The sequence below is a fragment of the Bacillus sp. MYb209 genome, from assembly GCF_002975175.1.
Lineage (GTDB): Bacteria > Bacillota > Bacilli > Bacillales > Bacillaceae_G > Bacillus_A.
Genome location: NZ_PCNZ01000012.1, coordinates 13,869 through 40,285, shown reverse-complemented (window position 1 = coordinate 40,285; position 26,417 = coordinate 13,869). Strand labels below are relative to the sequence as shown.

The following is a 26,417-nucleotide window of genomic DNA, read 5'->3' as shown; positions in this document are numbered from 1 at the left end:
ACTTCCCATCCTTCCTATCTACTTGCAACAAGTTCTTCACCATCATCTAAACGAACAGAAACAAGCTTCGACACCCCTGATTCTTGCATTGTGACACCGTACAATACATCAGACTCTTCCATTGTACCTTTTCGGTGTGTAATTACAATAAACTGTGTTTCATCACTAAATTTCTTTAAATACTGCGCAAAACGAGCAACGTTTGCCTCATCAAGAGCTGCTTCTACTTCATCTAGCACACAGAATGGAACTGGGCGTACTTTTAAAATACCAAATAAGAGCGCAATTGCCGTTAAAGCACGCTCTCCCCCTGAAAGTAAACCTAAGTTTTGTAGTTTCTTCCCTGGTGGTTGCGCTACAATGTCAATACCAGTATTTAGTAAATCTTCTGGATTTGTCATTACTAAATCCGCTCTTCCACCTCCGAATAATTCAGAGAATACAGATTGAAACTCTGTTCGAATCCCTTCGAACGTAGTAGAAAAGCGTTTTTTCATCTCTTCATCCATTTCCGTAATAAGTTGATGCAATGTCGATTTCGCTTCTTCTAGGTCATCTCTTTGCTCTAATAAGAATGTATGGCGCTCTGCTACACGTTCATACTCATCAATTGCCCCTAAATTTACTGCACCTAACTCTTCAATGGATAGTTTAATTAGTTTCACCTTTTTACGTGCATCTTCTGCAGGCATCATCATTGTATACTTAAGTTTTGCTGCTTCAAATGAAATAGTATATGTTTCACGTAAATGTTGCAATCTATTTTCCAGCTCTACATCAAGTCGGTTAATTTTCACTTCTTGATCTTTCAACATCTCAAGAATATATTTATGTTTACCTATTGTTTCTTTCGCACCGCGCTCTAAATGCTCGACTCTTTCTTGCAATGATACGCGTTGTTCACGACGAGAACGAATTAACTCCGAAGTTTGATTACGATCATACGCTTTCTTCTCAATCATATTCATAATTTGTTCTTCGCCACTTGAATTAGATGTCATCTCTTGCTTTAAGAACGCTAAATCTTCTTTCGTTTTTACAAGCGTCGCATCAGTCTCTTCTTTTTCCTTCGTCAATCGTTCGACTTTTTCTTTTTGATTAGACAAACGTTGTTGTTGTTCAGCAGCTTGTACTTTTAGCTCCGTCATTTCCTTCTGAACTTTTTCTTTTGAAGAATGTTGTTCACTTTTTTGTTTCGTTAAAACGACGATTTTGCTATCTAATTCCCCAATCTCCGCTTGAAGAGTCGCTAAAATCTTTTCTAACTCTTCTTTGCGCCCTTGCATTTTTACTTGATCTTGTAAAAATCCTTCAATCTCTAAATCGTAAATCGATAAACGATCATTAATACGATGTTCATCTAATTCTAAACGATTAATTTCTTCTCTTAGCTTCTGTTCATCTACACGTTCGGTCTCTACACCTTGGCGTAGCTCTCGTATTTGTACTTCTTTTTCTTGAATCTCTTGCTTTACTGCTTTAACAAAGTTTTCTAGCTTCGTTGTTTTTTCTTCCATGTCAGTTAGTTTTTTAATCCACTCTTCAAGTTCACGTTGACGTCCCAATAAAGAGGATTTCGCCTGTTTTACAGCGCCACCCGTCATAGAACCACCCGGATTCACTACGTCACCTTCGAGTGTTACAATACGATAGCGGTATTGCAGTTGTTCCGCTAACTCATTTGCTCCGCGTAAATCTTTCGCAACAACAACTGTACCTAATAAACTTGAAACTACATTCTCATATTTATTATTGTACTGCACAAGTTCTGCCGCTACACCGACAAACGATGGATGCTGATTCACAATGCGTAATTGATCAAATGATAGCGATCGGCTTTTAATAACAGTTTGAGGTAAAAACGTTGCACGGCCATGTTTATTTTGCTTTAAAAATGCAATTGCATTACGAGCATGTTCTTCTGTTTGTACTACGATATGTTGCATCGCTGCCCCAAGGGCGATTTCCATCGCGATTTCATATTCTTTCGGCACAGTCAGAAGTTCTGCAACAGCTCCCTCAATACCTTGTAGCCTATTTTCTCTAGCCTTTAATACTTCACGTACCCCTTGATAGAAGCCAGAGTAGTCCTCTTGCATCTCTTCTAACATTTCTTTCCGAGAGCGCGCCTGTTGCACAAATTGATACGCTTGATACAGTTTCGTTTCATTTTCACTATACTGTGACTTACATTTCCCAAGTGCTGTTTCTGTCTTCTGTATGTTATAAATAATGCCAGCTATTTTCTCTCTCGCTTGCTCATAACTTTCTACAAGTTTCGCCTTTTTCGCTGTAATTTCCACACGCATCTGTACATACTTTTCATTTTCTTCATCAAGTCGTTCGTTTTTAGAGTTTTGCTGTTTTGATTGTTCTTCAATCATAGATAATTCATTACGAAGACTTGCTTGTTGATTTAAAAGTTCAATATAGTCACCTTTTAAATTCTCAATTTGTTCCTCTAAATTCTCAGCAAAAGTCGCAAGTAATTGCTCGTTATCATGCAATTTCTTCTCCAATTCTTTTACTTGATTCACAAATTGCATTAACGCTTCTGTACTTGTTTCAATTTCGCCATCATAACTTGTAGCTTTCTCTGTTAACTCAACAATTAGCTTTTCAAGCTGCGCACAATGTGTCGTTGCATTTTGCTTTCTTTCCTTTAACAGCTCGCGTTGCCCTTCTAGTTTTTCTAGTTCTTTACTAGACAGAAGTAGAACTTCTTGTAAGGAATTTACAGATTCATCAACGGCTTGTAATTGCCCGCGTAATTCCTTAAGCTCTTCTTCACTTTTTTGTAAGTTCGCCGACATTTTAGCTTCTTCATCTTTATTATGCCCAAATTGATTTCGAAGCGCTTCCCACTTTTCATGTAATTCTTCAATTTCATGTACAATAAGCGCTGCTTCTACTTTCTCTAATTCTTCTTTTTTCTCAAGATAATCTTTCGCAATAGAAGCTTGTCTTTCTAGTGGTTCTACTTGACTACTTAATTCGTGAATAATATCTTGTACACGATTTAAGTTTTCTTGTGTTTCCGCCAATTTCCCTTCAGCTTTCTTTTTACGAAGTTTGTATTTCAGCACACCCGCAGCTTCTTCAAATACACCACGACGTTCTTCTGATTTACTACTCAAAATCTCTTCGACTTTCCCCTGGCTAATAATTGAAAAAGCTTCTCTTCCCATACCAGAGTCCATAAATAAATCAATAATATCTTTCAATCTACAAGATTGTTTATTAATATAAAAATCACTATCACCCGAACGAGATACACGACGCGTTACACACACCTCGTTATACTCAATCGGTAAGCGTTGGTCTTCATTATTTAAAGTTAATGTAACTTCAGCAACATTAACCGCTCTTCTCGTATCACTGCCGGCAAAAATAATATCCTCCATCTTTGCACCGCGTAATGACTTTGCAGATTGTTCACCAAGTACCCAGCGAATTGCATCAGTAATATTACTTTTCCCGCTCCCGTTAGGTCCTACTACAGAAGTTACACCTGGAACAAAATCGACAGATACACGCTCAGCAAAAGATTTAAATCCTGCTATTTCTAATCTTTTTAAAAACACGAAAGGCCTTCCTCCTATTCTCCGTTGTTGTAAACGTTGTCTGTACGAAAACAAGCTACTATACGGATTTCCCACTCCTTTTATTTATAAATAAAAGGAAAGTTTCATTCTATGCATAAGGAATCCCCCTCATTCAAAGGGGGATTCCTCATGATTGTTCTTTTAATTTTTTCAATGCTTCTGCAGCAGCTTGTTGCTCTGCCTCTTTTTTTGACTTACCACTTCCAAGACCTAATGCCTCATTATTTAAAGTTACACGGGACACAAATTCTCGGTTATGGGCCGGTCCTTTTTCTTGCAAAATTTGATACTCAATATTGCCACTACCATCACGCTGAATCAATTCTTGCAATTGACTCTTATAATCCATCACATGAGAAAAAGCACCTTCATTAATTTTTGGATATACAACTTCTTTTAAGTATCCCCAAACTGTTTCTAGCCCTTGATCAAGATAAAGGGCACCAATAAACGCTTCAAAGACATCCGCTAATAAAGCTGGTCGTTCACGTCCACCCGTCATTTCCTCACCTTTTCCTAATAAAACAAGGCTACCAAATGACATTTCGTTTGCAAAACGAACAAGAGATGGCTCACATACAATAGCTGCACGTAGTTTTGTTAACTCTCCTTCGCTCATTGTCGGATATTTTTGAAACAGATACTGTGATACAGTGAGTTCCAATACAGCATCGCCAAGAAATTCAAGACGCTCATTGTCCTCATGCGGTTTTTTTCGATGCTCATTCACATACGATGAATGCGTAAATGCTTTAATCAATAATTTTTCATCTGTAAACGTAATACCTATCTTTTCTTGAAATACTTTAAAAGCTTCACGATATTTTGCTTCGTATTTTTTTTCTCTATGTTTTCGGTACGGCATAGGTCCCTCCAGATATAAGCCGAGAAGCCCCGTTAAAAAACGGGACTTCACTCAACATTATAGATGACTCTCTATGTAAGTCACAGCATCGCCAACAGTAGCAATCTTTTCAGCATCTTCATCAGAAATTTCCATTTCGAATTCATCTTCTAATTGCATTACAAGTTCTACTACATCTAGGGAGTCTGCGCCTAAATCTTCTTTGAAGCTTGCAGCTGGTACTACTTCAGTTTCTTCTACTCCTAAACGATCAACGACAATTTTTGTTACACGCTCTAAAACATCTGCCATTCTATTCACCTCCCCTCAAATATTATATAAAATATTGTCCAAAAAAACTAGGTGAAATCGATTCTTTTATTACATTACCATACCACCATCAACATTTAACGTTTGACCTGTAACATATTTACTTTGATTAGAAGCGAAAAACGTCACAGTATTTGCGATATCTTGCGCTTCTCCAAACTGAGCTGCAGGAATTAATTTTAACATTTCTGCTTTTATATTTTCATCTAATACATCCGTCATATCAGTCGCAATAAACCCTGGAGCAATTGCATTTACAGTAATATTTCGGCTCGCTAATTCTTTTGCTGATGTTTTTGTCAATCCAATTACACCAGCTTTAGCAGCAACATAATTTGCTTGTCCTGGGTTTCCTGTTACACCAACAACAGAAGCGATATTAATAATACGTCCATGACGTTGACGCATCATATAGCGCGATACTGCTTTCGTACATAAGAAAACACCTTTTAAGTTTGTATTAATAACTGTATCCCATTCTTCTTCTTTCATACGCATTAATAAATTATCTTTTGTTACACCAGCGTTATTTACAAGAATATCAACTTGTCCAAACGTATCTACAGTTTGTTTCACCATTGCAGTAACATCATCAGCATTTGCAACATCTGCTCTTACTGCAATGGCATCTGAACCTAATTTCTTTATTTCATCAACTACTTCATTCGCCTTTTGCTCATTACCAGCATAATTTACTACAACATTTGCCCCTTGTTTCGCTAAATCAATGGCAATCGCACGACCAATCCCACGTGAAGCACCAGTTACTAATGCTACTTTCCCTTTTAACATCAGCTTTCTCCTCTCAAATTTGAAATGGTATCTTTTAATGTCTCTTCATCATATATCGCATATGCTTTCACTGAAGAATCAATCGACTTCATAAGACCAGCAAGTACTTTTCCAGGTCCGATTTCAATAAATGTATCTACCCCTTGATTCACCATATACTCAATAGATGGGTACCATAATACAGGCGAATAGAGCTGTTCAATTAGCTTTTCTTGAATATCTGTACCACGTGTAATAACATCTGCCGTAACATTTGCAATAACAGGAATATTCGTGTCTTGAATTGTAATTTCATTTAAAACACTTTGGAATTTCTCAGCAGCTGGTTTCATAAGCGAGGAATGAAACGGTCCACTTACTTTGAGCGGAATTGCTCTTTTAGCACCATTTTCTTTCGCTCTTTGAGAAGCAAGTTCTACTCCTTGCTTTGTTCCAGAAATAACAATTTGCTTCGTACTATTCATATTAGCAATTTGTACTGCGTATCCTTCACTTGTTACTTCTTCTGTAACTCGTTTCAGCATATCCGGATTGGCGCCTAAAATAGCTGCCATTGCACCTTCCCCGCCCGGAACAGCTTCTTCCATATATTCTCCACGTTTCCTTACAGCATATACAGCGTCTTCGAATGTTAATGCACCAGCAGCTACAAGAGCGCTATATTCACCTAAACTATGTCCTGCGACAAAACCAGGTGTAATATCATACTCCTTCAAAGCTGTTAAAATTGCAAAGCTCGTTGTTAATAGTGCCGGCTGCGCATTTGTCGTTAATGTTAACTTTTCTTGCGGTCCTTCAAAAATAACTTCTGAAAGAGAATCATGCAAAACCTCATCCGCTTTTGCAAACACTTTCGCAACCTCTTTATTATTCTCCGCTAACTGTCTACCCATTCCAACTGCCTGTGAACCTTGGCCCGGAAAAAGAAATGCTATTTTTCCCATTTCAAATCCTCCTCTTATTGAAGCGGCTCCTTCTCCATTACACTTGAAATTGTAGGAATTACTTCTTTCGCTACCATTTCTCTCGTTTGACGAATCGCACTAAATATCGATTGGTCATTAGAAGAACCGTGAGCCTTAATGACAGGAGCTTTCAATCCAAACAACGCCGCTCCTCCATACTCCGAATAATCCATTTTATCTTTCAATACCATAAGTTTTGGTTTTAATACCGCTGCTGCTAATTTGCTCGTAAACGAACTCATTAATTGTTCTTTTAACATAGAGAATAACGCAAGTGCTGTTCCTTCTAATGATTTCAACGCTACATTACCCGTAAAACCATCACATACAACAACGTCTGCTACACCTTGCAATAAATCTCTTGATTCAACGTTTCCAACGAAATTAATTGGTGCATCCTTGAGCATAGCAAAGACCTGTTTTGAAAGCTCGTTTCCTTTACCATCCTCTGTTCCAACATTTAAAAGTCCAACGCGTGGATTTTTAATTCCTCTTACCTTCTCTGCGTAAACAGAGCCCATTACTGCATATTGATATAAATGAATTGGTTTTGCATCAACGTTTGCTCCAACATCTAACATAACAAAGCCTTCTCCATCAACAGTTGGCATTGTAGGTGATAAAGCTGGTCGTTCAATTCCTTCCATACGACCAACAACAAACAATCCAGCTGCCATCAAAGCTCCTGTACTACCTGCTGATATACAAGCATCCGCTACACCGTCTTTTACTTGCTGCGCTGCTAGTACCATTGAAGCTTGTTTTTTTCGACGAACCGCTCTTACTGGTTCATCTGTCGATTCGATTTTTTCGTCCGTATGAAGTATAGTAATTCGCTCTTCACTCGTTAAATATTGACGAATTCCCTCTTCTTTCCCTACTAACGTAATATGTAAATCTGAGTATTCCTTAATAGCTTTCATTGCTCCTAATACTACAGCCTTTGGTGCATGATCGCCGCCCATTGCATCTATTGCGATTTTCATAAGTTGTTACCTTCCTCACTATAATTACTAGATCGATACATTTCAAAAGTGCCTGTAAAAACAAGTTCTTCTCCAACAAAGCTACGCACTTTGACAACCGTCCGTCCTTTATCATTCTCTACATCTTCAACACGTGCTTTTGCAACAACACGCTCTCCTAATTTTACAGGACGAATATATCGAATGGTGGACTTTGCAGTTAAAGCTAATTCTTCATCAATAACCGCAACAGCTAGTGAGTTTGCTTGTGCAAACAAATGATGCCCACGAGCAATTTGATTTCTTTTAAATACATGTTCTACCTTTACTTCAAAGATAGAAATCGCGTGTCTATCTAATTCTATATCGATAATTTCTCCGACAACCTCTTCTAACGGTAAAGATTTCACATCTTCTTCATGTTGTTTTGTAGCCACATGCTTAATTCGTTCTCTTAATTCAGGAATAGATAATTCCATACGATCAAGACGAACAGTTTGTATGCTCACTTGAAATTTTTCCGCTAAATCTTCATCCGTTATAAAAGGATTCGTTTCTATTGTTTGTTTTAATAATTCTTGTCTTTCTTTTTTACTTCTTCTTTTTTTCATACCGCACCATCCATTTTTATGACTAGGTACTAAAAGTAGTATATAATCATTAAAAGTAGAATGCAACAAAAATTTTTGCAGACTACTTTTAATCGAGCTTCTCTCCCTGGAACACACCTGTCCCATCAAGATAAGTACGCAGCGAAGCATACTGATCATTATGCCAAAACGCTTCTGAATCAACTAGTATCGCCGCATCTTGTCTTGCTGTTTCTAACGCCCGATAATCATGCACCATATCAGCAACCTTAAATTCTGGTAGACCACTTTGCTTACTTCCAAAAAAATCCCCAGGACCTCGTAACTCTAAATCTTTTTCTGACAATACAAATCCATCATTTGTTTCAGTCATAATGCGCATTCTTTCTTTTCCCGTTTCTGATTTCGGGTCCGCAATTAATAAACAATATGATTGTTCACTACCACGCCCTACACGCCCCCTCAGCTGATGGAGCTGTGATAAACCGAAACGTTCCGCGTCATAAATAACCATAACAGTCGCATTTGGTACATTCACACCTACTTCAACAACTGTTGTCGACACAAGAATTTGCACTTTATTTTCACTAAACTGTCCCATTATCTCTTCTTTTTCTTGAGATGATAGTCTCCCATGCATTAATCCAACTTGGCATTTCCCTTGATAATGATGAGTCAGCATACTATGTAAGTCGATAGCATTTTGTACATCAAGCTTCTCAGACTCTTCAATAAGAGGGCAAATAACATATGCCTGTCTTCCTTTTTTTATCTCTTTCTCCACAAAGCCGAGAACACGATCTAACATATCATGTTTTGCCCAGTACGTTTCGATTACCTTTCTACCAGCTGGCATTTCGTCGATAATAGAAACGTCCATCTCTCCAAATGCAGTGATAGCTAACGTTCGTGGAATTGGGGTCGCCGTCATAAACAACACATCTGGACTTTCACCTTTCTCACGTAAAACCCGGCGCTGCGCCACACCAAATCGATGCTGTTCATCGGTAATAACGAGACCTAACCTATGAAATATAACTTCGTCTTGAATTAAAGCGTGCGTCCCAACAAGGATGTCTACTTCTCCCTGTTCTAATCTCGACAAAATTTCTCGACGTCTCGCACCTTTAACAGAACTTGTTAGCAATTCAACCTTCATACCGAAATGTGAAAACGTCTCCGCGAGCGACTGATAATGTTGTTCGGCTAAAATTTCTGTAGGAACCATCAAAGCACCTTGATAATGAGCCAATTTCGCCGCATAAAGAGAAATCGCAGCAACAACTGTTTTCCCAGAACCTACATCCCCTTGCAATAATCGATTCATTCGGTACGGAGATGTCATATCTTTCATTATTTCATCTACAACCCGGCGTTGTGCGCCAGTTAATGGAAACGGAAGTGCATCAGTAAACTCTTGCAATTCTACTAATGAAATTTCTTTTTTCGTCCCTTTCGAGTTTTCCCTTTCCATTTTCCGTAATGTTTGCATTTTCAACTGAAACAAGAAAAACTCCTCATATACAAAACGGCGACGCGCTTGCTTTAAGTCTTCCTGTCCCACTGGAAAATGTAACCCTCTGAGCGCTTCATAGCGTGATAATAATTTATATCGACTTAACAAACCATCTGGTAACACTTCGACTATAGAATCTCCATACTCCTTAAATGCTTGTGCAACAAAACGGCGCATCTGTTTTACTGTCAGTTTTCCTTTCACTGAATATACAGGTTCTACTTCTTGTTGTCGTACAACCGGTCCAAAATTCAGTTCTGATACAGCAATTGTTTGGCGATGCTGATCCCATTTACCAGTAATCGTTACCGTTTCATCTAAATTTAACTTTTGTTTATAGTATGGTCTATTAAAACATACAGCTGTAATTAAATAACGACCGACGAGAACACGAACTGTAAGACGTGACTTCTTCTTCCCATAATATTGCAGTAAAGGAGCACTATGAACTTTCCCCTCAACCGTTACACGCTCGTCATGCTTTACTTCAGCAAGATCTTTCATCGCATAGTCTTCATAGCGGTACGGAAAATGTTCTAATAGATGAGAAACTGTATAAATTCCCATCTCGTGTAACAACTCAGATGTTTCTCCTCCGATTCCCTTTACATCCGTAACAGGAACTTGTACAACTTCATTCAAGATTCTCACGCTCCGTCACATTATTTTCTTTGATTCATTCTATTGATTGTCCAATAACATCGTTGACATCTGTAATCGCTCTATTTCACCCTATATATTCTATCATAGGCATTCTAAGAGAAACTACTCTAATCCCTCTATATAAAGTGAAACTATAATCAGTGGGGGTTTTGTTCATCCCCCACTGATTATTAGTTGAACCAATCGGGCGTTTACGGGCAGTTAATCTCCCACCTAACTTCTTTGCTCCAACCGAATTTAGGGGTAGGAGTTTTACTGCCCGTTAATGCGGGATAAAACAAAGTTGTACAATACGTAAGAAAAGAGCCTCACTATTAGCAGCAAGGCTCTTTTCTATCATCAATATGCTAGCCTTTTGAATAAAAACTAGTAATAAACTTCATATCACTACTTCTTATCCATTAGCAAGTAAAGTAAGTAACCCATTTATTTTCAAACCGAATCTTTTCTTATTCTACAGAGAAGATGAAAGAATACACCGGTTGGTTCCCTGCATGTACTTCTACTTCTGCATCTTCAAGGTTCTCTTCTACAAACGCAACTAATTCAGCCACTTCTTCATCTGTTGCATCTTCACCTTGTAGAATCGTTACGATTTCAGAATCCTCATCAATCAGCGCTTCTAGTAATTGCTTTGCAGCTCCTACTTTCTCAGCATTTGTAGATACAATTTTTCCATCTGCAATACACATGAAATCATCTTTTTGAATCGCTACACCGTCAATTTCCGTATCACGAACAGCATACGTAATCTGACCTGTTTTCACATGAGCTAAAGCTTCTTTCATGTTTTCTTCATTCTCTTCTAGCGTTCCAACTGGATTAAATGCTAACATTGCAGCCATACCTTGAGGAACTGTTTTTGAACGAACAACAATAACTTCTTGTTCTACAACTGACGCTGCTTGTTCTGCTGCCATCACTATATTTCCGTTATTTGGTAAGATGATGATTTTTTCAGCATTCGCCTCTTCAATCGCCTTCACAATATCCTCCGTACTCGGATTCATCGTTTGGCCACCTTCGATAACTTTCGTTGCGCCAATGCTCTCAAATAGAGTTTTAATACCCGATCCCATAGCCACAGTTACAATACCATACGGTTGTTTCTCTATTGGCTGATTCGTTGGTTCAGGCATCATGGTAGGTTCATCTAATAAAGCGGTATGCTGTTCACGCATATTTTCTACTTTGATCTTAATTAGACTACCGTAACGTTGTCCATAGTTCATAGGATCTCCAGGATGTTCCGCATGAATATGAACCTTTACAACCTCATCATCCGATACAACAAGTAGTGAATCTCCGTACACACTAATATCTTCACGGAATTTTTGTTCAGAGAAATTATGTTCCTTCATTTTTTCAGGCTCTAATTTCACCATGAATTCCGTACAATATCCATACTTAATATCTTCTGTACTCAATTGGCTTTGTACACTACGGTGATGTTCTGCGCGTACCATGTCATTCATAGATGGTTGGGCAGGCATATTAGAAGAAATTGTTTCTCCTTTTAAGTCAGCTAAAAATCCTTCATATACAACAACAAGACCTTTACCACCGCTATCTACAACGCCAACTTGTTTTAATACAGGTAATAAATCTGGCGTACGATTTAACGATGCGTTTGCTTCTTTTACAACGTCTTCCATAAACAAAACAAAGTCGCGCTGTTTTTTCGCAACTGTCACTGCATATTTACCCGTTTCTCTTGCAACCGTTAAAATCGTTCCTTCAATTGGTTTCATAACCGCTTTGTAAGCTGCCTCTACTCCAGCTTCTAAAGCTGCAGCAAAATCAACTGTCGTTAATTCTTCTTTTTGTTCAATGGATTTAGAGAAACCACGGAATAACTGAGATAAAATAACCCCAGAGTTACCACGAGCTCCCATTAATAATCCTTTAGCTAAACTTACACCGACTTTACCAGCATGCTGTGAAGGATTTGCTTTCACTTCACGTGCGCCTGAAGTCATTGATAAGTTCATATTTGTACCGGTATCGCCATCTGGAACTGGGAATACGTTTAATGCATCAACAAGCTGAACATTATTTGTTAAATTATTGGCTCCTTGAATGATCATTTGTGATAAACGTTTTCCATCAATTTTTTGAATTGACACAGATTTTCCTCCTTAATGCACATTACAAGTTTATTACTTTAACTCCTTGTACGTAGATGTTTACAGAATCTACTGCTAGTCCTACAGTTTGATCTAATGTATATTTCACTTTAGTCTGCACGTTATGTGCTACTTCTGAAATTTTTGTACCATAGCTCACAATAATATACATATCAATATGTACTTCGTCTTCATCTTTACGAACAATAACGCCTCTAGTGAAGTTTTCTTTTCGTAAAATGTCTGTTAATCCATCTTTTAACTGATTTTTTGATGCCATACCTACGATACCGTAGCAATCTACTGCGGCACCTCCAGCAATTGTTGCAATTACATCTGTACTAATATCAATTTGACCGTACTTTGTTTTAATTTCAATTGACATCTCGTTTCCCCCTTCATAAATGGTGAAAGTGAGCTAGACTACTTTAGTTACTATCATATAATCTTTTCAAAGAAAATTCCATCGTTCTTTCTTTTCACTCTCATATTTTATGTTTTTAAGTACATTTTTTTATGATGAGCAAAATAGTCCATTGTTATTATACAACATGTACCACTATAGTATGTCAAGCAATTTTTCTTGATTTCAATTTTTCTTCATTGACATATAGTGTCAAGTAATTTTTCTTGATTTCTTTTTTCTACGGTGTTGCATTCTCTTTTTAGTTGTGTTAAATTATAGAAGTGTTTTTAGCATCGCATAAAAGACTAATATTGAAAAATTACGTATGTTACGGTAGTTAAGGGAGGGAAATATAGATGGCTCGTGTTTGTGCTATTACTGGAAGAAAAGCTCGTTCTGGCAACTCTCGTTCTCACGCAATGAACGCTACAAAACGTAAATGGGGCGCTAACCTTCAAAAAGTTCGCGTACGCATTGACGGTAAAGTTCAACGTGTTTACGTTTCTGCTAGAGCATTAAAATCTGGCAAAATCGAACGTGTTTAATAATAAAAAAAAGAGCCGCTAGGCTCTTTTTTTATTATACCAATGGAAAAAGCACCGGTAATAGGTGCTTTTTTTAGTCTTTTTTGAAGGTATTTAACATCGCACGAACAATTCCACCAAGAAATTTAGGTAACTTAATTGTATAAAATCTCATGGTTTCCCTCCTAATCCCCATTACTCCACTTGTTCACTATATGATGCAAGGAGCAAAATTGTTTCTTCAATCAGTGCTTCTTATCATCATTAATATGCCAGAAGTAAATGAAAAAGTACCTTTTTCCTCAACGAGTTCATTACTAATACAAAGTGTCGATCCCCACTCTATTGTTTTATTAGTAAGAGGATACTTAAAACCGTGAAGTGTAATGCCTTCTACCCTTTCAGTAACTGGTACAAATGATACGTATGGAAAATGTTCGTTTCCTTCAATTATATACATACCAAACTTTTTCACCATTATTTCATTTTTATTGTCCACAATACACATTTCTATATTTACTTCTAATCCCTTTAAAAGCATCTGAATATTTGCTAAACCATGATCAAGTCTTCCACCAGTAGCACCAAAAATACGAATTAATTTTGGTTTCTGTTCTAAAGCCCAGCTAATTGCAATTTCTAAATCTGTTTGATCTTTTTCTCGCGGGACAATATGTAATTCATTTGTCTGCTGTCCCATCCATGCTAATTCCTCATCAGTAACTGAATCATAATCCCCAAACGCAACAGCCGGAGTGATCCCTCTTTTCAACAAACGGTACACTCCTCTATCAACGGCCGCCCAAACTACTTCTTCATTTTCATACCGAGAAAAATCTGCGCAGTATTCTGCAGGTCCTCCCGCTAAAATATGAATAATCATTTTTCCTTCCCCTTCTATTGTAAAAAGGCAATCTGCCATTCGGTAGATTGCCTTTCTCCTTATTTGCCACTCTAACATGTATAAATAGTGAAGTCTTAATGAACTAGAAGCTTCACTAGGATAAAGGTTCGTTCATTCTTTATCCGCGAATTACACGAATTGCTTCACCACGGTCTTTTTGATTGTATACTGCTGATCCCGCTACAAGAACATTCGCTCCTGCTTCAATACAAAGTCTTGCCGTTTCAGCGTTGACACCACCATCAACTTCAATTTCCACTTCTAGATTTCGCTCTTTAACCATTTCTGCAACTTGTTTGATTTTCGGTAATACAGAATGAATAAACTTCTGTCCGCCAAATCCAGGATTTACTGTCATAAGTAATACCATGTCTATATCTTCTAATACATGCTCAATCGCTGAAACTGGAGTATGCGGATTTAATACAACCCCTGCTTTAATGTCATGAGATTTAATTAACTGAATTGTACGATGTAGATGAGGACACGCTTCTACATGAACAGTAATAATATCCGCTCCCGCTTTTGCGAAAGTTGGGATATAGTTATCAGGATTTTCAATCATTAAATGTACATCTAACGGTAACGATGTAATCGGACGGATTGCTTCTACAATTAATGGTCCAATCGTAATATTTGGTACGAAATGTCCATCCATTACATCGACGTGAATGTAGTCAGCTCTGCCTTTTTCTACATCTTTAATCTCTTCCCCTAATCTTGAAAAATCTGCTGATAAAATCGATGGTGCAATTTTAATCATGACTAATACCTCGGCTTTCTCTCTCTAATTTCTTCTACGAATTGTTTGTAATTCTTATAACGATATTCAGTAATCTTTCCTTCTTCAACCGCAGCTTTCACCGCACATTTCGGCTCAGCAAGGTGTGTACACCCTCTAAATTTACAGTATTGGCTCGCTTCTTTCAACTCTGGAAAACAATATGTAAGATCTTCTACTTCTATATCTATGAAATCAAGCGAACTAAAACCAGGTGTATCCGCAACAAGTCCGCTTCCAACTGTAATTAATTCCACGTGTCTTGTCGTATGTTTCCCACGCCCTAAATGTGAAGAAATATCATTAGTTTTCAATTCTAAATCTGGACGTAATACGTTTAGCATTGAAGATTTCCCAACACCAGATTGGCCTGCAACGACGGAAATACAACCTTCTAAGAATGGTTTCAGAATATCAATACTTTCCGATGTATTTATAGAAGTAAACAACACATCATAACCCATCTCACGATAATCATTTGCATAAGATTCAACAGTTTCTCTCATTTTTTCATCTACTAAATCCATCTTACTAATACAAATAATCGGTTTAATGTTATGATATTCAATCAATACTAAAAATCGATCTAACAGTCCTGGATTAAAATCTGGTTCTACCGCAGAGAAAACAAGAATAGCTTGATCAACATTAGCAATAGGAGGTCTAACAAGTTCATTTTTCCGATCAAATACTTCTAACACATAACCTTCATTCGGATTATCCGCTTGAAAAACAACTTGGTCTCCTACAAGTGGCGTAATTTTATTCTTTCTAAATACACCACGCCCACGACATTGTGTAATCCCTTCCTCATTCTGCACATAATAAAACCCACTTAGAGCTTTTACAATTTTTCCTTCTGGCATATAATTCTCCTTTATTTTGTATAAAATGAAACTGCAATTAAATATGAATAGACTAGAGTTCTTTAAACAATTATTTCAAAGCCCACCAAATATATATCCAGGTGCATATATTTAATCTACCATCAAATTTGAAATATTATTTACAACAGTATCACTTTTACAGCTTTTTGAATCATATATTTTTGCCTGCTATACAGTCCACGATGTAGACAGCATAACAGGCAAGAGTAATAAATTCCATCTTCTATATAAGGACGATGGAATTCACTATTATTGAGCTGGATATGGTACCTCCTTGTCCATAATCGTTACTCCATCTCGGACAATTTTATAATGTCCCTTTGCACCTTCTTGAATTACAAATTCTAAAGAAATAATCGCTGACTCAGTAATTGTTCTCGTTTCAACTGGTTTATCCATTTTTTGCTGCATATCTTCTTTATAAATTTCTATTGTTTGCGGCTTTTTCTCACCTGTTGCAGAAGCTTCATATGGGATAGAAATGTTATCCACTTTTACCGTTTTCGTTACTTTAGGCTTCGGACCATCGGAGATAACAATCGATACTTTATCTCCTTCTTTTAAAGGTGTCCCAGGCTTTGGTAACTGTGAAATAACAAGGCCTTTATCAACCGTATCTGAATACTCTCTTTTTATATCAGAAACAAGCTTTCTTTCATTTAAATAACCTTTTACACTATTTTCAGTCCATCCTGAAAAATCACCTGGTCTTATTTGATAAGGTCCTTTACTTACCCAAATTTTCAGTTCTTGTTCTGCCTCTATAACCATTTGATCAGGCGTTGGGATTTGCTCTACAATTTCACCTTTCGGCTTATCATTTTCAATATAATTTATTGTAACTTGTTTATATTTTTCTTCTAACTCAGCTCTTATACTCTCGAAATCTTTTCCTGTCAAATCACGCATCTTACTTTTCTTTTTCCCACCTGATTGGTAGATAGTAATTTTAGAGTTTTCTTTCACTACTCTTCCTGCTATAGGATCTGTTTTTATCACTTTTCCGGCTTCAACATCATCTGTATATACAAGATTAGGTTCAGTAACTTCAAAACCTTTTTCAACTAATGTATTTACAGCTGTCGTATATTTCATACCAGCCACATCAGGAACCTTCACATCTTTCGGAATAAAGAAGCCTGGAATAACAGTAAGTGCTAAGGTTATCCCTATCGCTAAAAGTAAAAATGTTGTAATTAAAACTTTCAGCCATTTATTACTTCGCTTTTTCTTCTTACCTGATTCGGTCTCTTCTTTTCTTACTTGTTCATCCACTTTACTTCCTTTTAATACAATCGTTTCATCACTTACATTTTGAAATAGTTGTTCTTGTTGAATAATTGGAATCGCTTTCGTTGCTTCCATATCTTCTGGTATGTAAAATGGTTGTTCATTTATTCGTTCTGGGTATAGTGCCGTTTCAATATCTCGTTTCATCGCGTTAGCAGATTGATATCGATGGAACGGATCTTTCGCAGTTGCCTTCAATATAATATTTTCAACACTTTGTGGAATATTTTCATTCCATCTTTTTGGAGATGGCATTTCATTTTGTAAATGTTTTAACGCAATTGCAACAGCAGATTCACCAGAAAACGGTTGTCTTCCTGTTAACAATTCAAACATAACAATTCCAAGTGAATAAATATCTGATTGTTTATTCGCTATACCGCCGCGCGCTTGTTCTGGTGATAAATAATGCACCGAACCGAGCACCGAATTTGTATGTGTAATCGTTGCTGCACTTGTAGCTGTCGCAATTCCAAAGTCTGTTACTTTGACCACTCCGTCATCTCGAATCAAAATATTGTGCGGTTTAATATCGCGATGTACAATCTCAAAATGATGGGCGTGTGCCATAGCGGACGTTAACTGCTCCATTATATCAAGAGCCTCTCCTATCGGTAACATCCCTCGATCAATTATGTATTGCTTCAATGTTCGTCCAGGTACATATTCCATTACAAGATAATATATACCATCCTCTTCCCCAACATCATACATATTCACAATATTTGGATGCGACAACGTTGTAACAGATTGCGCTTCTCGATGGAAACGTTTAATAAACTCTTCGTTATTTGAATAGTCGAGTCTTAATATTTTTACCGCTACATCTCGGCCAAGTATATCATCATGAGCTAAATATACATTGGCCATTCCTCCACCGCCAATCATTTTCAGCAGCTTATAACGGTCATTTAAGCGTTTTCCAATCAGCACGTTGCACTTCACCTACTTTCGTTTGTCGAATCCGTATAATCAATAATAACGAGGGTAATATTATCTTCTCCACCACGATCATTTGCTAATTGAATGAGATGCTCTCCCTTCGCCTCGAGCTGTTCATTCAATTGTAAAATTTGTTGCATATCAGCAATAGAAACTTTGTTCGACAATCCATCCGAGCAAAGAAGTAATTGATCATCTTCTTCAAGCACCAATGTTTTAACATCTAATCCAACTGTTTCTTCATTTCCTAATGCTCTTAACAAAACATTCTTTTTCGGGTGATATTCTGCATCTTCCTTTGAAATTTCGCCATGTCTCACAAGTTCATTTACAAGCGAATGATCTTCCGTTACAAGCGTCATTTTCCCCTCTGATACCATATAACACCGACTATCTCCTATATGACCTATAGTCACAAAATTCGATGTACAAATGGCTATTATAAGTGTTGTTCCCATGCCATTACATTCTGCATGCTGCTTAGAGTAAGCATATATGCGCTCATTAATAATTCCAACGTTAGTATGTAACCACTTTTCTACCTTTTTAGGCTCATTCATATTATGCGTTTGCTTCCAATAATCATGGAATAATTGAATAGCCATCGAGCTAGCTACATCGCCAGCTCGATGACCTCCCATTCCATCTGCTACTACCGCTAAAATATTTCCATCTAAATTGCGAAAAACTCCTGCACTATCTTCATTATGTTGACGAACTTTTCCTTTATCCGATAGAAACACGGCTTTCATCTCGTCACCTCGTCTCTTCTTTGCGCTCCTTTGCACGCAACTGACCGCAGGCTGCATCAATATCATGACCTTGTTCACGGCGAATTGTTACATTCACTCCACGATCTTTTAGCGTCTTTTCAAATAAGAAAATTTGCTCTCGTGGCGTACGTACATAATCACGTTCTGGCACGTAGTTTACCGGAATTAAGTTTACATGACATTTTACACCTTTTAAGAGCGAAGCAAGTTCTTCAGCTTGCTCAACTTGGTCATTTTCCCCTCCAAATAAGCCATATTCAAACGTAATACGACGCCCTGTTCTATTTACATAGTATTTAACAGCTTCCATTAAATCTGGTAGCTTATAGGCACGGTTAATCGGCATTAATTTTGAACGTAACTCTGTATTTGCAGAATGCAATGAAATCGCAAAATTAATTTGCATATCTTCTTCAGCGAACTTATAAATTTTTGGAACAATTCCACTTGTTGAAACTGTCATATGTCTTGCACCAATATGAATTCCTTTTTCATGATTTACAATGCGTAAGAATGACATTAAGTTATCATAATTATCAAATGGTTCTCCAATTCCCATAACAACAAGAGAACTTACACGTTCTTCTGTTACATCAAGCGCACGCTGAACTTCTACTACTTGCGCTACAATTTCTCCAGCCTCTAAGTTTCGTTTTAACCCACCAAGTGTAGAAGCACAGAACGTACAGCCAATGCGGCAACCCACCTGTGTTGTTACACAAATGGAATTTCCATATTCATGTCGCATTAGTACAGTTTCAATAGAGTACCCATCGTATAACTGGAATAGGAATTTAATTGTTCCATCCGAAGACGTTTGTTTTACTAAAGTGTTTAAAGTAGTAATATCAAAGGAATTCGACAATTTATCGCGCAATCCTTTAGCAAGGTTTGACATATCCTCATAATTTTTTACACGTTTTTTATATAGCCAATCAAAAATTTGTCCTGCACGGAATTTAGGTTCTCCTTGTTCCTTTAACCAATCTTGCATTTCATGAAGTTGTAAAGAATAAATTGATGGTTTCTTTGTTTCTAGATTTTTCTTTTGTTTTTTTACAGTCGTTTCCATGATGCTACACCTTCTTTCTTAAACAAGCAATATAAAAGCCATCTGTTGCAAAATAATGCGGTAAAATTCGTACTTGACCTTCATCAATATACGGATTTAACTTTTCTGGCATGCGATCTTTTATCGTAGTATCCCATTCAAATTCAGGATGCTCTTGTAAAAATTGCTTTATTACTTGTTCATTTTCTATTTTTTCAATTGTGCAAGTACTATAAACAAGGCGACCACCTTGTTTTAACAATGGTGCTATTTTTTCTAGTATCGCAAGTTGAATCGTTGATAACCTTTCACTATCGCCCTTATCTTTACCTAACTTAATATCAGGTTTACGTCTAATAACACCAAATCCAGAACATGGTGCATCTACTAATATTTTGTCAAAAGATTCATTTGCAAAATGCTCTTGAACTTTTCTAGCATCTAAAGCCATCGTTTCTACATTTTCTAAACCAAGTCTCTTCGCCTGTTGTTCAATTAAACGTACTTTATGTGCGTGTAAATCAAGCGACATTACCTTACCAGTTCCGTCCAAACGCTCTGCAATATGAGTTGTTTTTCCGCCAGGAGCAGCACAACTATCTAGAACTGCATCTCCTTTATTCGGTTCTAAAGCACGTGCTACAAGCATTGAGCTTTCATCTTGAATAGAAAGGAAACCTTTTTTGAACGCTTCTGTATGTGCGACATTTCCTCTTTCAATTTGAATTGCATCCTCTGACAATTCGCCACGTTTTGCTTCTATACCCTCATCAGCTAATAACGCAACCGCTTCTTCTACCGTTACTTTATCAACATTTACACGTGCTGTTGGTACAGGTGGCAACATATTTACTTCACACATTTTCTCTGCTGTCTCTAAACCATATTCGGATGCCCATTCTTGTACAAGCCACATTGGATGACTCGTTGCAATTGCAAGACGTTCTACTGGATTTTCGATTTCTTCTAACGAAGGTACACCTTCTCGCTGAATTGAACGCAATACTCCGTTCACCATGCCTGAAATCCCTTTATGCCCACGACGCTTTGCAATCTCAACTGCTTCATGAATAGCCGCTCTTTCTGGAACTCTGTCTAAATATAGCATTTGATATAGAGATAGGCGAAGCAACACTCTTACCCACGCTTCAACCTTTTTTCTTAAAAATGGTTGTAAATAATAATCTAGTGTGTCACGACGTTGAATTGTTCCATATACCATTTCAGTTAATAAACCAATATCTTTTCTGTCAATTGTATTTTTTTCAATCAGATTATTTAAAAGTAAGTTGCTATATGCACCACTTTTTTCTACTTGAATTAAGCCATCCAGAGCTAACTCACGAATATTTTGTCTCATGCATTTTCTCCTAACTTCGTACCAATTTCAGGTTTTGTTCCACGTAAAAATTGTGAACAACTCATACGCTTTTTACCAGATGGTTGCAATTCAGTGATTTTAACGCCTGTCTCATTCCCTGTTGCAACAACAAATCCATCTTCTTCAAGAGCTACTATTGTACCTGGTTCAGCTTTCTCTGTAATAGAGACTTTCTCTCCCCACCATACTTTAATAACTTGTCCTGCCAAAGTCGTATAAGCAACTGGCCATGGATTCAATCCGCGAATGTGATTGTATACTTCTTCACCTGTTTTTGTCCAATCAATTATCTCTTGCTCACGTTTAATATTATATGCAAACGTCACTTCAGCTTCACTTTGTTTAATTGGTTCTAGTTTACCCTGAATTAGTAAAGGAACCGTTTTAGATAAAAGGTGTGCTCCTGCTTCACTTAACTTATCAAATAATGAACCTGTTGTTTCACGCTCTTCAATTTCTACTTCTACTTGCGTTAATATATCGCCAGCATCTAATTTTTCTACCATATACATAATTGTAATACCTGTTTTCTCTTTACCTTCCATGATCGCATAATGAATTGGTGCACCACCGCGAAGTTCTGGAAGTAATGACGCGTGGACATTAATACATCCATACTTTGGCGCTTCTAAAATTTCATTCGGTACGATTTGTCCAAATGCCGCTGTTACAATTAAGTCTGGCTCTAGTGCTAATACTTTTTCATATTCGTCTTTTTCACGAATTTTTAACGGCTGTAATACTGGAATACCATGTTTCTCCGCTTCTACTTTAACAGGAGTAGGTGTTAAAACCTTTTTTCTACCAACTGGACGATCAGGTTGCGTTACAACACCAACTACGTCATATCCGTCCTCGATAAAACGACGAAGCACCGGCACAGAAAAGTCCGGTGTCCCCATAAATACTACTTTCATCATTCAAAAACCGCTCCTTTTAAACCTATTCTAATTCGCCTGCTTCATAATATCTTTTCACTTTAGATGTAAATAAAACACCGTGTAAATGATCGATTTCATGCTGAATTGCACGCGCTAAGAAGTCATCCGCTTCTAATAAAAATATTTTACCGCGACGATTTTGCGCACGTACTTTAATGTAATCTGCACGCTCCACTTCACCATAAAGTCCCGGAAAGCTTAAGCAGCCTTCGGGACCTACTTGTTCACCACGTTTTTCTAAAATAACAGGATTAATTAATTCAATTTTACCCGTATCATCACCTATATCAACAACAGCAACTTGTAAGCTTACACCTACTTGTGGCGCAGCTAGACCAACACCGTCTGCAATTAACATTGTTTCATGCATATCTTTTAACAATTTTACTAACTTTTTATCAAAGTCAATTACTCTTTCGCATGGTGTTTCTAACACTTCATTTGGATGCTTTACAATTTCTAAAACTGCCATATTTCCCTCCGCTACATTAACATTGTTGGATTAAAATCAATTGAGATTTGTAGCTCTTTTTGCATTTCTGCTTGATAATGTTCATTTACCATTTTGAGCACGTTCTTTAAGTTTGGTTCCCGTTTGTATTTTATCATGCATTGGTAACGATATCTATCTTTTATCCTTGGAATTGCTGAAGCAACTGGCCCTAACACCATTGTTTGCCTTGAACACTGCGTTCGTAAATGACCGACAATTTTTTCCGTCACTTGGACTGCCTTTAATAATTCCGGATGAGATACAGTTACAAGTACAACGTAGTAATATGGCGGATATTGTCTCATTCGCCTCATTTGCATTTCTTGCTCATAAAATACATCATATTGTTGATTCTTTGCTAATTCTACACTGTAATGTTCCGGCGTATACGTTTGAATTACAACTTCCCCTGGCAATTCATGTCTTCCTGCACGTCCACTCACTTGTGTCAATAGCTGATATGTCTTTTCACTCGCCCGAAAATCAGGTAGATGAAGCATCGTATCCGCCGTTAAAACCCCAACAAGCGTCACCTTCGGAAAATCAAGCCCTTTTGCAATCATTTGTGTTCCAAGTAATATATCTGCTTTCTCTTCACCAAACGCCTTTAATAATTTTTCATGCATTCCTTTACGGCTTGTTGTATCCACATCCATTCGAATGACCCGCGCTTCAGGGAATAGTTTTGTGATTTCTTCTTCAACCTTTTGCGTCCCTGTACCAAAGAAACGAATATACGCACTATTACAAGCAGGACACTCCGTTGGCATATTTTCCTCATGACTACAATAATGACATTTTAAACGATGGTTCATTTTGTGATATGTCAACGAAATATCACAATGCGGACATTGTACGACATACCCACAATCACGGCACATCACAAACGTAGAATGACCCCTTCTATTTAAAAAGAGAACCATTTGTTCTTTCTTTTCTAATCGATCTGCTATTTTTTCATGCAGTGCCTTTGAAAACATTGAGCGATTTCCATCACGAAGCTCTTCACGCATATCAACAATTTCTACAGTCGGCAAAGCTTGTTTGTTCATACGTTTTTCCATTGTAAGCAACCCATAGACACCTTTTTTCGCTCTAGCAAACGATTCAAGTGTCGGCGTTGCACTTCCGAGAACGATTGGACACTTATGGTATTGTCCTCTCCACACTGCTACATCTCTTGCATGATACTTTGGGTTATCCTCTTGCTTATAACTTGATTCATGCTCTTCATCAATAATAATGATTCCTAAATTTTCAAATGGAGCAAAAATAGCTGAACGCGCACCAACTACAACTTTCACTTCTTTTCTTAATATCTTTCGCCATTCATCATATTTCTCGCCAACAGAAAGCGCACTGTGAAGAACTGCAACTTGCGAACCGAACCTACCTTTAAAGCGCTCTACCATCTGGGGCGTTAGCGCAATTTCAGGAACAAGTACAATTGCTTCTTTTCCTTTCTTCAACACCGCTGCTATAGATTGTAAATACACTTCAGTCTTACCACTTCCTGTAACACCATATAGTAAAAATGGATTGTAAGTTTCATTTGTAATTGATGACATAATCGGTGTAATTACTTGTTTTTGTTCCTCAGTAAGCGGAAATGGTTTCGTTTGTTCAAAATCATCATCGTCATACGGATTCCGGTATACTTCTACATACTTTTCTGAGATTAGACCCTTTTTAACAAGTGCTTTTATTGGAGCATCTGTTATTTGAAATTCTTCTGTTAAATTTTTTAACGGTACACTTTTGTAGTTTTCTACAAAATAATAGAGTACGTCTTGTTGTTTTTTGCTTTTCAGTTCAAATGCTGCTAATTCCAATTTATCTGCCGGCAACTCCGGTTGAACTACTCTTTGTTTCTTCTTCTGCACTTTATCCTTTACTTGATAAACTACTTCAGTCGTACCATTTTTAATTTCTTGTTGAATAGTGCGATATAGGTGCGGCTGCGCTTCGATAGCTTCCCAATCTATCGTTTCCTTCCCTTGAAATAAAGAAAGAATTTCTGGCGCTACTTCTTCTTGGTTACGAAGTTGCAGACGCTTTTTATATGTTGCTTTTATCGCCGTCGGAAGCATCACCTGAAAAGCTGAAATCATATAACATAACGTTTCACTTGTAAGCCAATACCCAAGCTTCAATAATTCATCATTTAAAACCGGAGTGACATCTAATATTTCATACAATGCTTTTAACTTTTTACTTTCTAGGTCAACCGAATCCTTTATGCCAATAATAAAACCTTGCAATTTCCTCGGACCGAATGGGACTACTACACGCATTCCTGTTTGCACGATATCTTCCCATTTTTTAGGGATAATATAATCAAACGGTCGATCTGTTTGACGTGCAGGTACATCAACAATTACACTTGCAAACTTCATACACAATCATCTTCTAACATCATTTCTATTTGCTTTAATATTTCACGAGCCACTTCTTTCTTCGTTAAAAGTGGCAGCTCAATAATTTCTCCATCTTTTCTATACATTGTCACAATATTTGTATCCGTACCAAACCCAGCTCCTTGAGCTTTCACGTCATTCGCAACAATCATATTTGCATTTTTCTCACGTAATTTTCTCGTTGCGTATTCCTCTATGTTTGTCGTTTCAGCTGCAAAACCGATAAGTAACTGTCGGTCCTTCTTCTCACCTAACGTTTTTAAAATATCCACTGTTCTTTCTAATTCAATTACAGCACCGCCATTTTTCTTTTTCATTTTATTATCATGAACATATTTCGGACGGTAATCTGCAACGGCTGCTGTTTTGATGACAACATCCACATTATGATAATGTTGAAGGACTGCCTCTAACATATCTTGTGCAGATTCTACTTGTATTGTTGTGACATGTAATGGTGACTCTAATGCTGTCGGTCCTGACACAAGTATGACATCAGCACCTAAGCCTGCTGCAACTTCTGCGATCGCATACCCCATCTTTCCAGAAGAAAAATTCGTCATAAAACGAACCGGATCAATCTTTTCACGTGTCGGTCCAGCTGTTATTAATATTCGTTTTCCTTGCAATGGTTTTTGTTCTGAGAAAGCCTCTTCTAATCGTCCAATAATCGCTTCAGGTTCTTCCAGTCTTCCTTTTGCTACATAACCACATGCTAAAAAACCTTCCCCAGGCTCAATAAATGTATATCCTAATGTTTTTAACGTCATCATGTTTTTTTGAACAATTTTATTTTCATACATATGCACATTCATAGCCGGTGCAATCCACACTGGAGCTGTAGTAGCTAACAAAGTAGTTGTAATCATATCATCAGCAATACCGCCAGCTAACTTTCCAATGCAATTAGCTGTAGCAGGTGCAACAAGTACAACATCTGCCCAATCCGCTAAATCAATATGAGCAATAACAGCCGAGTCTCTCTCATCAAACGTATCCGTATATACATCATGGCGAGAAAGTGCTTGAAATGTAAGAGGCGTAACAAACTTCATTGCCGACTCACTCATCATTACTTTTACAAGAGCGCCAGCTTGTGTCAATTTACTTGTTAACGCAGCCGCTTTAAAAACTGCAATGCCTCCTGTTACACATAGAAGTATCTTTTTCCCTTTTAGCATATGACTCGTCCTCTTTCTTTTTCAAACTTATTCTACTGAAATAGAATTTT

23 protein-coding genes are annotated in these 26,417 nt (G+C 37.4%); 1 reads left to right on the top strand and 22 read right to left on the bottom strand.

Annotation, left to right across the window (positions count from 1 at the left end; genetic code table 11):
• Positions 1 to 14: 14 nt before the first annotated feature.
• The 10 genes from smc to CQZ94_RS17740 form a co-directional block, all read right to left on the bottom strand.
• Positions 15 to 3,584 (bottom strand): chromosome segregation protein SMC, encoded by a 3,570-nt coding sequence (smc, locus tag CQZ94_RS17790; RefSeq protein WP_105586436.1) that lies wholly within the window; start codon positions 3,582 to 3,584, stop codon positions 15 to 17.
• Between the two features lie 148 nt (positions 3,585 to 3,732).
• Positions 3,733 to 4,470: a ribonuclease III gene (gene rncS, locus CQZ94_RS17785; protein WP_105586435.1), complete on the bottom strand. Its 738-nt coding sequence runs from the start codon at positions 4,468 to 4,470 to the stop codon at positions 3,733 to 3,735.
• Between the two features lie 57 nt (positions 4,471 to 4,527).
• The gene (gene acpP, locus CQZ94_RS17780; protein ID WP_002014515.1) at positions 4,528 to 4,761 is read right to left on the bottom strand and encodes an acyl carrier protein; all 234 of its coding nucleotides are present in this window, start codon (positions 4,759 to 4,761) and stop codon (positions 4,528 to 4,530) included.
• Positions 4,762 to 4,830: 69 nt separating this feature from the next.
• Positions 4,831 to 5,571: a 3-oxoacyl-[acyl-carrier-protein] reductase gene (gene fabG / locus CQZ94_RS17775; RefSeq protein ID WP_105586434.1), complete on the bottom strand. Its 741-nt coding sequence runs from the start codon at positions 5,569 to 5,571 to the stop codon at positions 4,831 to 4,833.
• Positions 5,571 to 6,515, bottom strand: a complete 945-nt coding sequence (gene fabD, locus CQZ94_RS17770) for an ACP S-malonyltransferase (RefSeq protein WP_105586433.1) — start codon at positions 6,513 to 6,515, stop codon at positions 5,571 to 5,573. The genes fabG and fabD overlap by 1 nt, the downstream gene beginning before the upstream one ends.
• Positions 6,516 to 6,529: 14 nt before the next feature.
• A complete protein-coding gene (gene plsX / locus CQZ94_RS17765; RefSeq protein WP_002128828.1) occupies positions 6,530 to 7,522 on the bottom strand; it encodes a phosphate acyltransferase PlsX in 993 nt (330 codons plus the stop codon).
• The gene (gene fapR / locus CQZ94_RS17760; RefSeq protein WP_105586432.1) at positions 7,519 to 8,112 is read right to left on the bottom strand and encodes a transcription factor FapR; all 594 of its coding nucleotides are present in this window, start codon (positions 8,110 to 8,112) and stop codon (positions 7,519 to 7,521) included. The genes plsX and fapR overlap by 4 nt, the downstream gene beginning before the upstream one ends.
• A gap of 88 nt (positions 8,113 to 8,200) precedes the next feature.
• Entirely contained in the window at positions 8,201 to 10,249 is a 2,049-nt protein-coding gene (gene recG / locus CQZ94_RS17755) for an ATP-dependent DNA helicase RecG (protein ID WP_105586431.1), read from the bottom strand.
• Between the two features lie 470 nt (positions 10,250 to 10,719).
• Positions 10,720 to 12,396 (bottom strand): DAK2 domain-containing protein, encoded by a 1,677-nt coding sequence (locus CQZ94_RS17745; protein WP_105586430.1) that lies wholly within the window; start codon positions 12,394 to 12,396, stop codon positions 10,720 to 10,722.
• Between the two features lie 22 nt (positions 12,397 to 12,418).
• Positions 12,419 to 12,781 (bottom strand): Asp23/Gls24 family envelope stress response protein, encoded by a 363-nt coding sequence (locus CQZ94_RS17740; RefSeq protein ID WP_000021109.1) that lies wholly within the window; start codon positions 12,779 to 12,781, stop codon positions 12,419 to 12,421.
• A gap of 377 nt (positions 12,782 to 13,158) precedes the next feature.
• On the opposite strand from CQZ94_RS17740, the gene rpmB reads away from it, so the two are divergent.
• Positions 13,159 to 13,347, top strand: a complete 189-nt coding sequence (rpmB, locus tag CQZ94_RS17735; protein WP_000124776.1) for a 50S ribosomal protein L28 — start codon at positions 13,159 to 13,161, stop codon at positions 13,345 to 13,347.
• Between the two features lie 73 nt (positions 13,348 to 13,420).
• Here the strand turns inward: rpmB and spoVM are convergent, their stop codons facing one another.
• The 12 genes from spoVM to coaBC all read right to left on the bottom strand — a co-directional run bounded on the left by spoVM (position 13,421) and on the right by coaBC (position 26,367).
• Positions 13,421 to 13,501 carry a stage V sporulation protein SpoVM gene (spoVM, locus tag CQZ94_RS17730; RefSeq protein ID WP_001213599.1) on the bottom strand — a complete coding sequence of 27 codons (81 nt, stop codon included), beginning with the start codon at positions 13,499 to 13,501 and terminating at the stop codon, positions 13,421 to 13,423.
• Positions 13,502 to 13,567: 66 nt separating this feature from the next.
• Entirely contained in the window at positions 13,568 to 14,248 is a 681-nt protein-coding gene (locus CQZ94_RS17725) for a thiamine diphosphokinase (protein WP_142395862.1), read from the bottom strand.
• 100 nt (positions 14,249 to 14,348) lie between these two features.
• Positions 14,349 to 14,993: a ribulose-phosphate 3-epimerase gene (gene rpe, locus CQZ94_RS17720; RefSeq protein ID WP_105586429.1), complete on the bottom strand. Its 645-nt coding sequence runs from the start codon at positions 14,991 to 14,993 to the stop codon at positions 14,349 to 14,351.
• A 2-nt stretch (positions 14,994 to 14,995) separates the two neighbouring features.
• Complete coding sequence (gene rsgA, locus CQZ94_RS17715; RefSeq protein WP_002014503.1) at positions 14,996 to 15,877, bottom strand: ribosome small subunit-dependent GTPase A; 882 nt, start codon at positions 15,875 to 15,877, stop codon at positions 14,996 to 14,998.
• A 270-nt stretch (positions 15,878 to 16,147) separates the two neighbouring features.
• On the bottom strand, positions 16,148 to 18,121 hold the full coding sequence (gene pknB, locus CQZ94_RS17710; protein ID WP_105586428.1) for a Stk1 family PASTA domain-containing Ser/Thr kinase: 1,974 nt from the start codon (positions 18,119 to 18,121) through the stop codon (positions 16,148 to 16,150).
• Positions 18,122 to 18,129: 8 nt separating this feature from the next.
• Positions 18,130 to 18,882, bottom strand: a complete 753-nt coding sequence (locus CQZ94_RS17705) for a Stp1/IreP family PP2C-type Ser/Thr phosphatase (protein ID WP_002014501.1) — start codon at positions 18,880 to 18,882, stop codon at positions 18,130 to 18,132.
• Between the two features lie 4 nt (positions 18,883 to 18,886).
• Positions 18,887 to 19,975 carry a dual-specificity RNA methyltransferase RlmN gene (gene rlmN, locus CQZ94_RS17700; protein ID WP_105586427.1) on the bottom strand — a complete coding sequence of 363 codons (1,089 nt, stop codon included), beginning with the start codon at positions 19,973 to 19,975 and terminating at the stop codon, positions 18,887 to 18,889.
• A 4-nt stretch (positions 19,976 to 19,979) separates the two neighbouring features.
• Entirely contained in the window at positions 19,980 to 21,314 is a 1,335-nt protein-coding gene (gene rsmB, locus CQZ94_RS17695) for a 16S rRNA (cytosine(967)-C(5))-methyltransferase RsmB (protein ID WP_105586426.1), read from the bottom strand.
• Positions 21,311 to 22,255: a methionyl-tRNA formyltransferase gene (gene fmt / locus CQZ94_RS17690; RefSeq protein ID WP_105586425.1), complete on the bottom strand. Its 945-nt coding sequence runs from the start codon at positions 22,253 to 22,255 to the stop codon at positions 21,311 to 21,313. The genes rsmB and fmt overlap by 4 nt, the downstream gene beginning before the upstream one ends.
• A 22-nt stretch (positions 22,256 to 22,277) precedes the next feature.
• On the bottom strand, positions 22,278 to 22,748 hold the full coding sequence (gene def, locus CQZ94_RS17685) for a peptide deformylase (protein ID WP_105586424.1): 471 nt from the start codon (positions 22,746 to 22,748) through the stop codon (positions 22,278 to 22,280).
• 11 nt (positions 22,749 to 22,759) lie between these two features.
• On the bottom strand, positions 22,760 to 25,165 hold the full coding sequence (priA, locus tag CQZ94_RS17680; protein WP_105586423.1) for a primosomal protein N': 2,406 nt from the start codon (positions 25,163 to 25,165) through the stop codon (positions 22,760 to 22,762).
• On the bottom strand, positions 25,162 to 26,367 hold the full coding sequence (gene coaBC / locus CQZ94_RS17675; protein ID WP_105586422.1) for a bifunctional phosphopantothenoylcysteine decarboxylase/phosphopantothenate--cysteine ligase CoaBC: 1,206 nt from the start codon (positions 26,365 to 26,367) through the stop codon (positions 25,162 to 25,164). Before coaBC ends, priA begins: the two co-directional genes overlap by 4 nt.
• Positions 26,368 to 26,417 lie beyond the last annotated feature (50 nt).

What these genes read in the sequence shown, in the direction of transcription:
- rpe (WP_105586429.1), bottom strand. Translation starts at nt 14,993, where the DNA reads ATGATTAAAATTGCACCATCGATTTTATCAGCAGATTTTTCAAGATTA.
- acpP (WP_002014515.1), bottom strand. Translation starts at nt 4,761, where the DNA reads ATGGCAGATGTTTTAGAGCGTGTAACAAAAATTGTCGTTGATCGTTTA.
- CQZ94_RS17705 (WP_002014501.1), bottom strand. Translation starts at nt 18,882, where the DNA reads ATGAAAGCCGTGTTTCTATCGGATAAAGGAAAAGTTCGTCAACATAAT.
- fabG (WP_105586434.1), bottom strand. Translation starts at nt 5,571, where the DNA reads ATGTTAAAAGGGAAAGTAGCATTAGTAACTGGTGCTTCACGTGGGATT.
- def (WP_105586424.1), bottom strand. Translation starts at nt 22,748, where the DNA reads ATGGCAGTTTTAGAAATTGTAAAGCATCCAAATGAAGTGTTAGAAACA.
- spoVM (WP_001213599.1), bottom strand. Translation starts at nt 13,501, where the DNA reads ATGAGATTTTATACAATTAAGTTACCTAAATTTCTTGGTGGAATTGTT.
- CQZ94_RS17725 (WP_142395862.1), bottom strand. Translation starts at nt 14,248, where the DNA reads ATGGCAGATTGCCTTTTTACAATAGAAGGGGAAGGAAAAATGATTATT.
- rsgA (WP_002014503.1), bottom strand. Translation starts at nt 15,877, where the DNA reads ATGCCAGAAGGAAAAATTGTAAAAGCTCTAAGTGGGTTTTATTATGTG.
- rsmB (WP_105586426.1), bottom strand. Translation starts at nt 21,314, where the DNA reads ATGAGACAAAATATTCGTGAGTTAGCTCTGGATGGCTTAATTCAAGTA.
- CQZ94_RS17740 (WP_000021109.1), bottom strand. Translation starts at nt 12,781, where the DNA reads ATGTCAATTGAAATTAAAACAAAGTACGGTCAAATTGATATTAGTACA.
- fapR (WP_105586432.1), bottom strand. Translation starts at nt 8,112, where the DNA reads ATGAAAAAAAGAAGAAGTAAAAAAGAAAGACAAGAATTATTAAAACAA.
- plsX (WP_002128828.1), bottom strand. Translation starts at nt 7,522, where the DNA reads ATGAAAATCGCAATAGATGCAATGGGCGGCGATCATGCACCAAAGGCT.
- fmt (WP_105586425.1), bottom strand. Translation starts at nt 22,255, where the DNA reads ATGATGAAAGTAGTATTTATGGGGACACCGGACTTTTCTGTGCCGGTG.
- rncS (WP_105586435.1), bottom strand. Translation starts at nt 4,470, where the DNA reads ATGCCGTACCGAAAACATAGAGAAAAAAAATACGAAGCAAAATATCGT.
- priA (WP_105586423.1), bottom strand. Translation starts at nt 25,165, where the DNA reads ATGAAGTTTGCAAGTGTAATTGTTGATGTACCTGCACGTCAAACAGAT.
- coaBC (WP_105586422.1), bottom strand. Translation starts at nt 26,367, where the DNA reads ATGCTAAAAGGGAAAAAGATACTTCTATGTGTAACAGGAGGCATTGCA.
- rpmB (WP_000124776.1), top strand. Translation starts at nt 13,159, where the DNA reads ATGGCTCGTGTTTGTGCTATTACTGGAAGAAAAGCTCGTTCTGGCAAC.
- rlmN (WP_105586427.1), bottom strand. Translation starts at nt 19,975, where the DNA reads ATGGAAACGACTGTAAAAAAACAAAAGAAAAATCTAGAAACAAAGAAA.
- fabD (WP_105586433.1), bottom strand. Translation starts at nt 6,515, where the DNA reads ATGGGAAAAATAGCATTTCTTTTTCCGGGCCAAGGTTCACAGGCAGTT.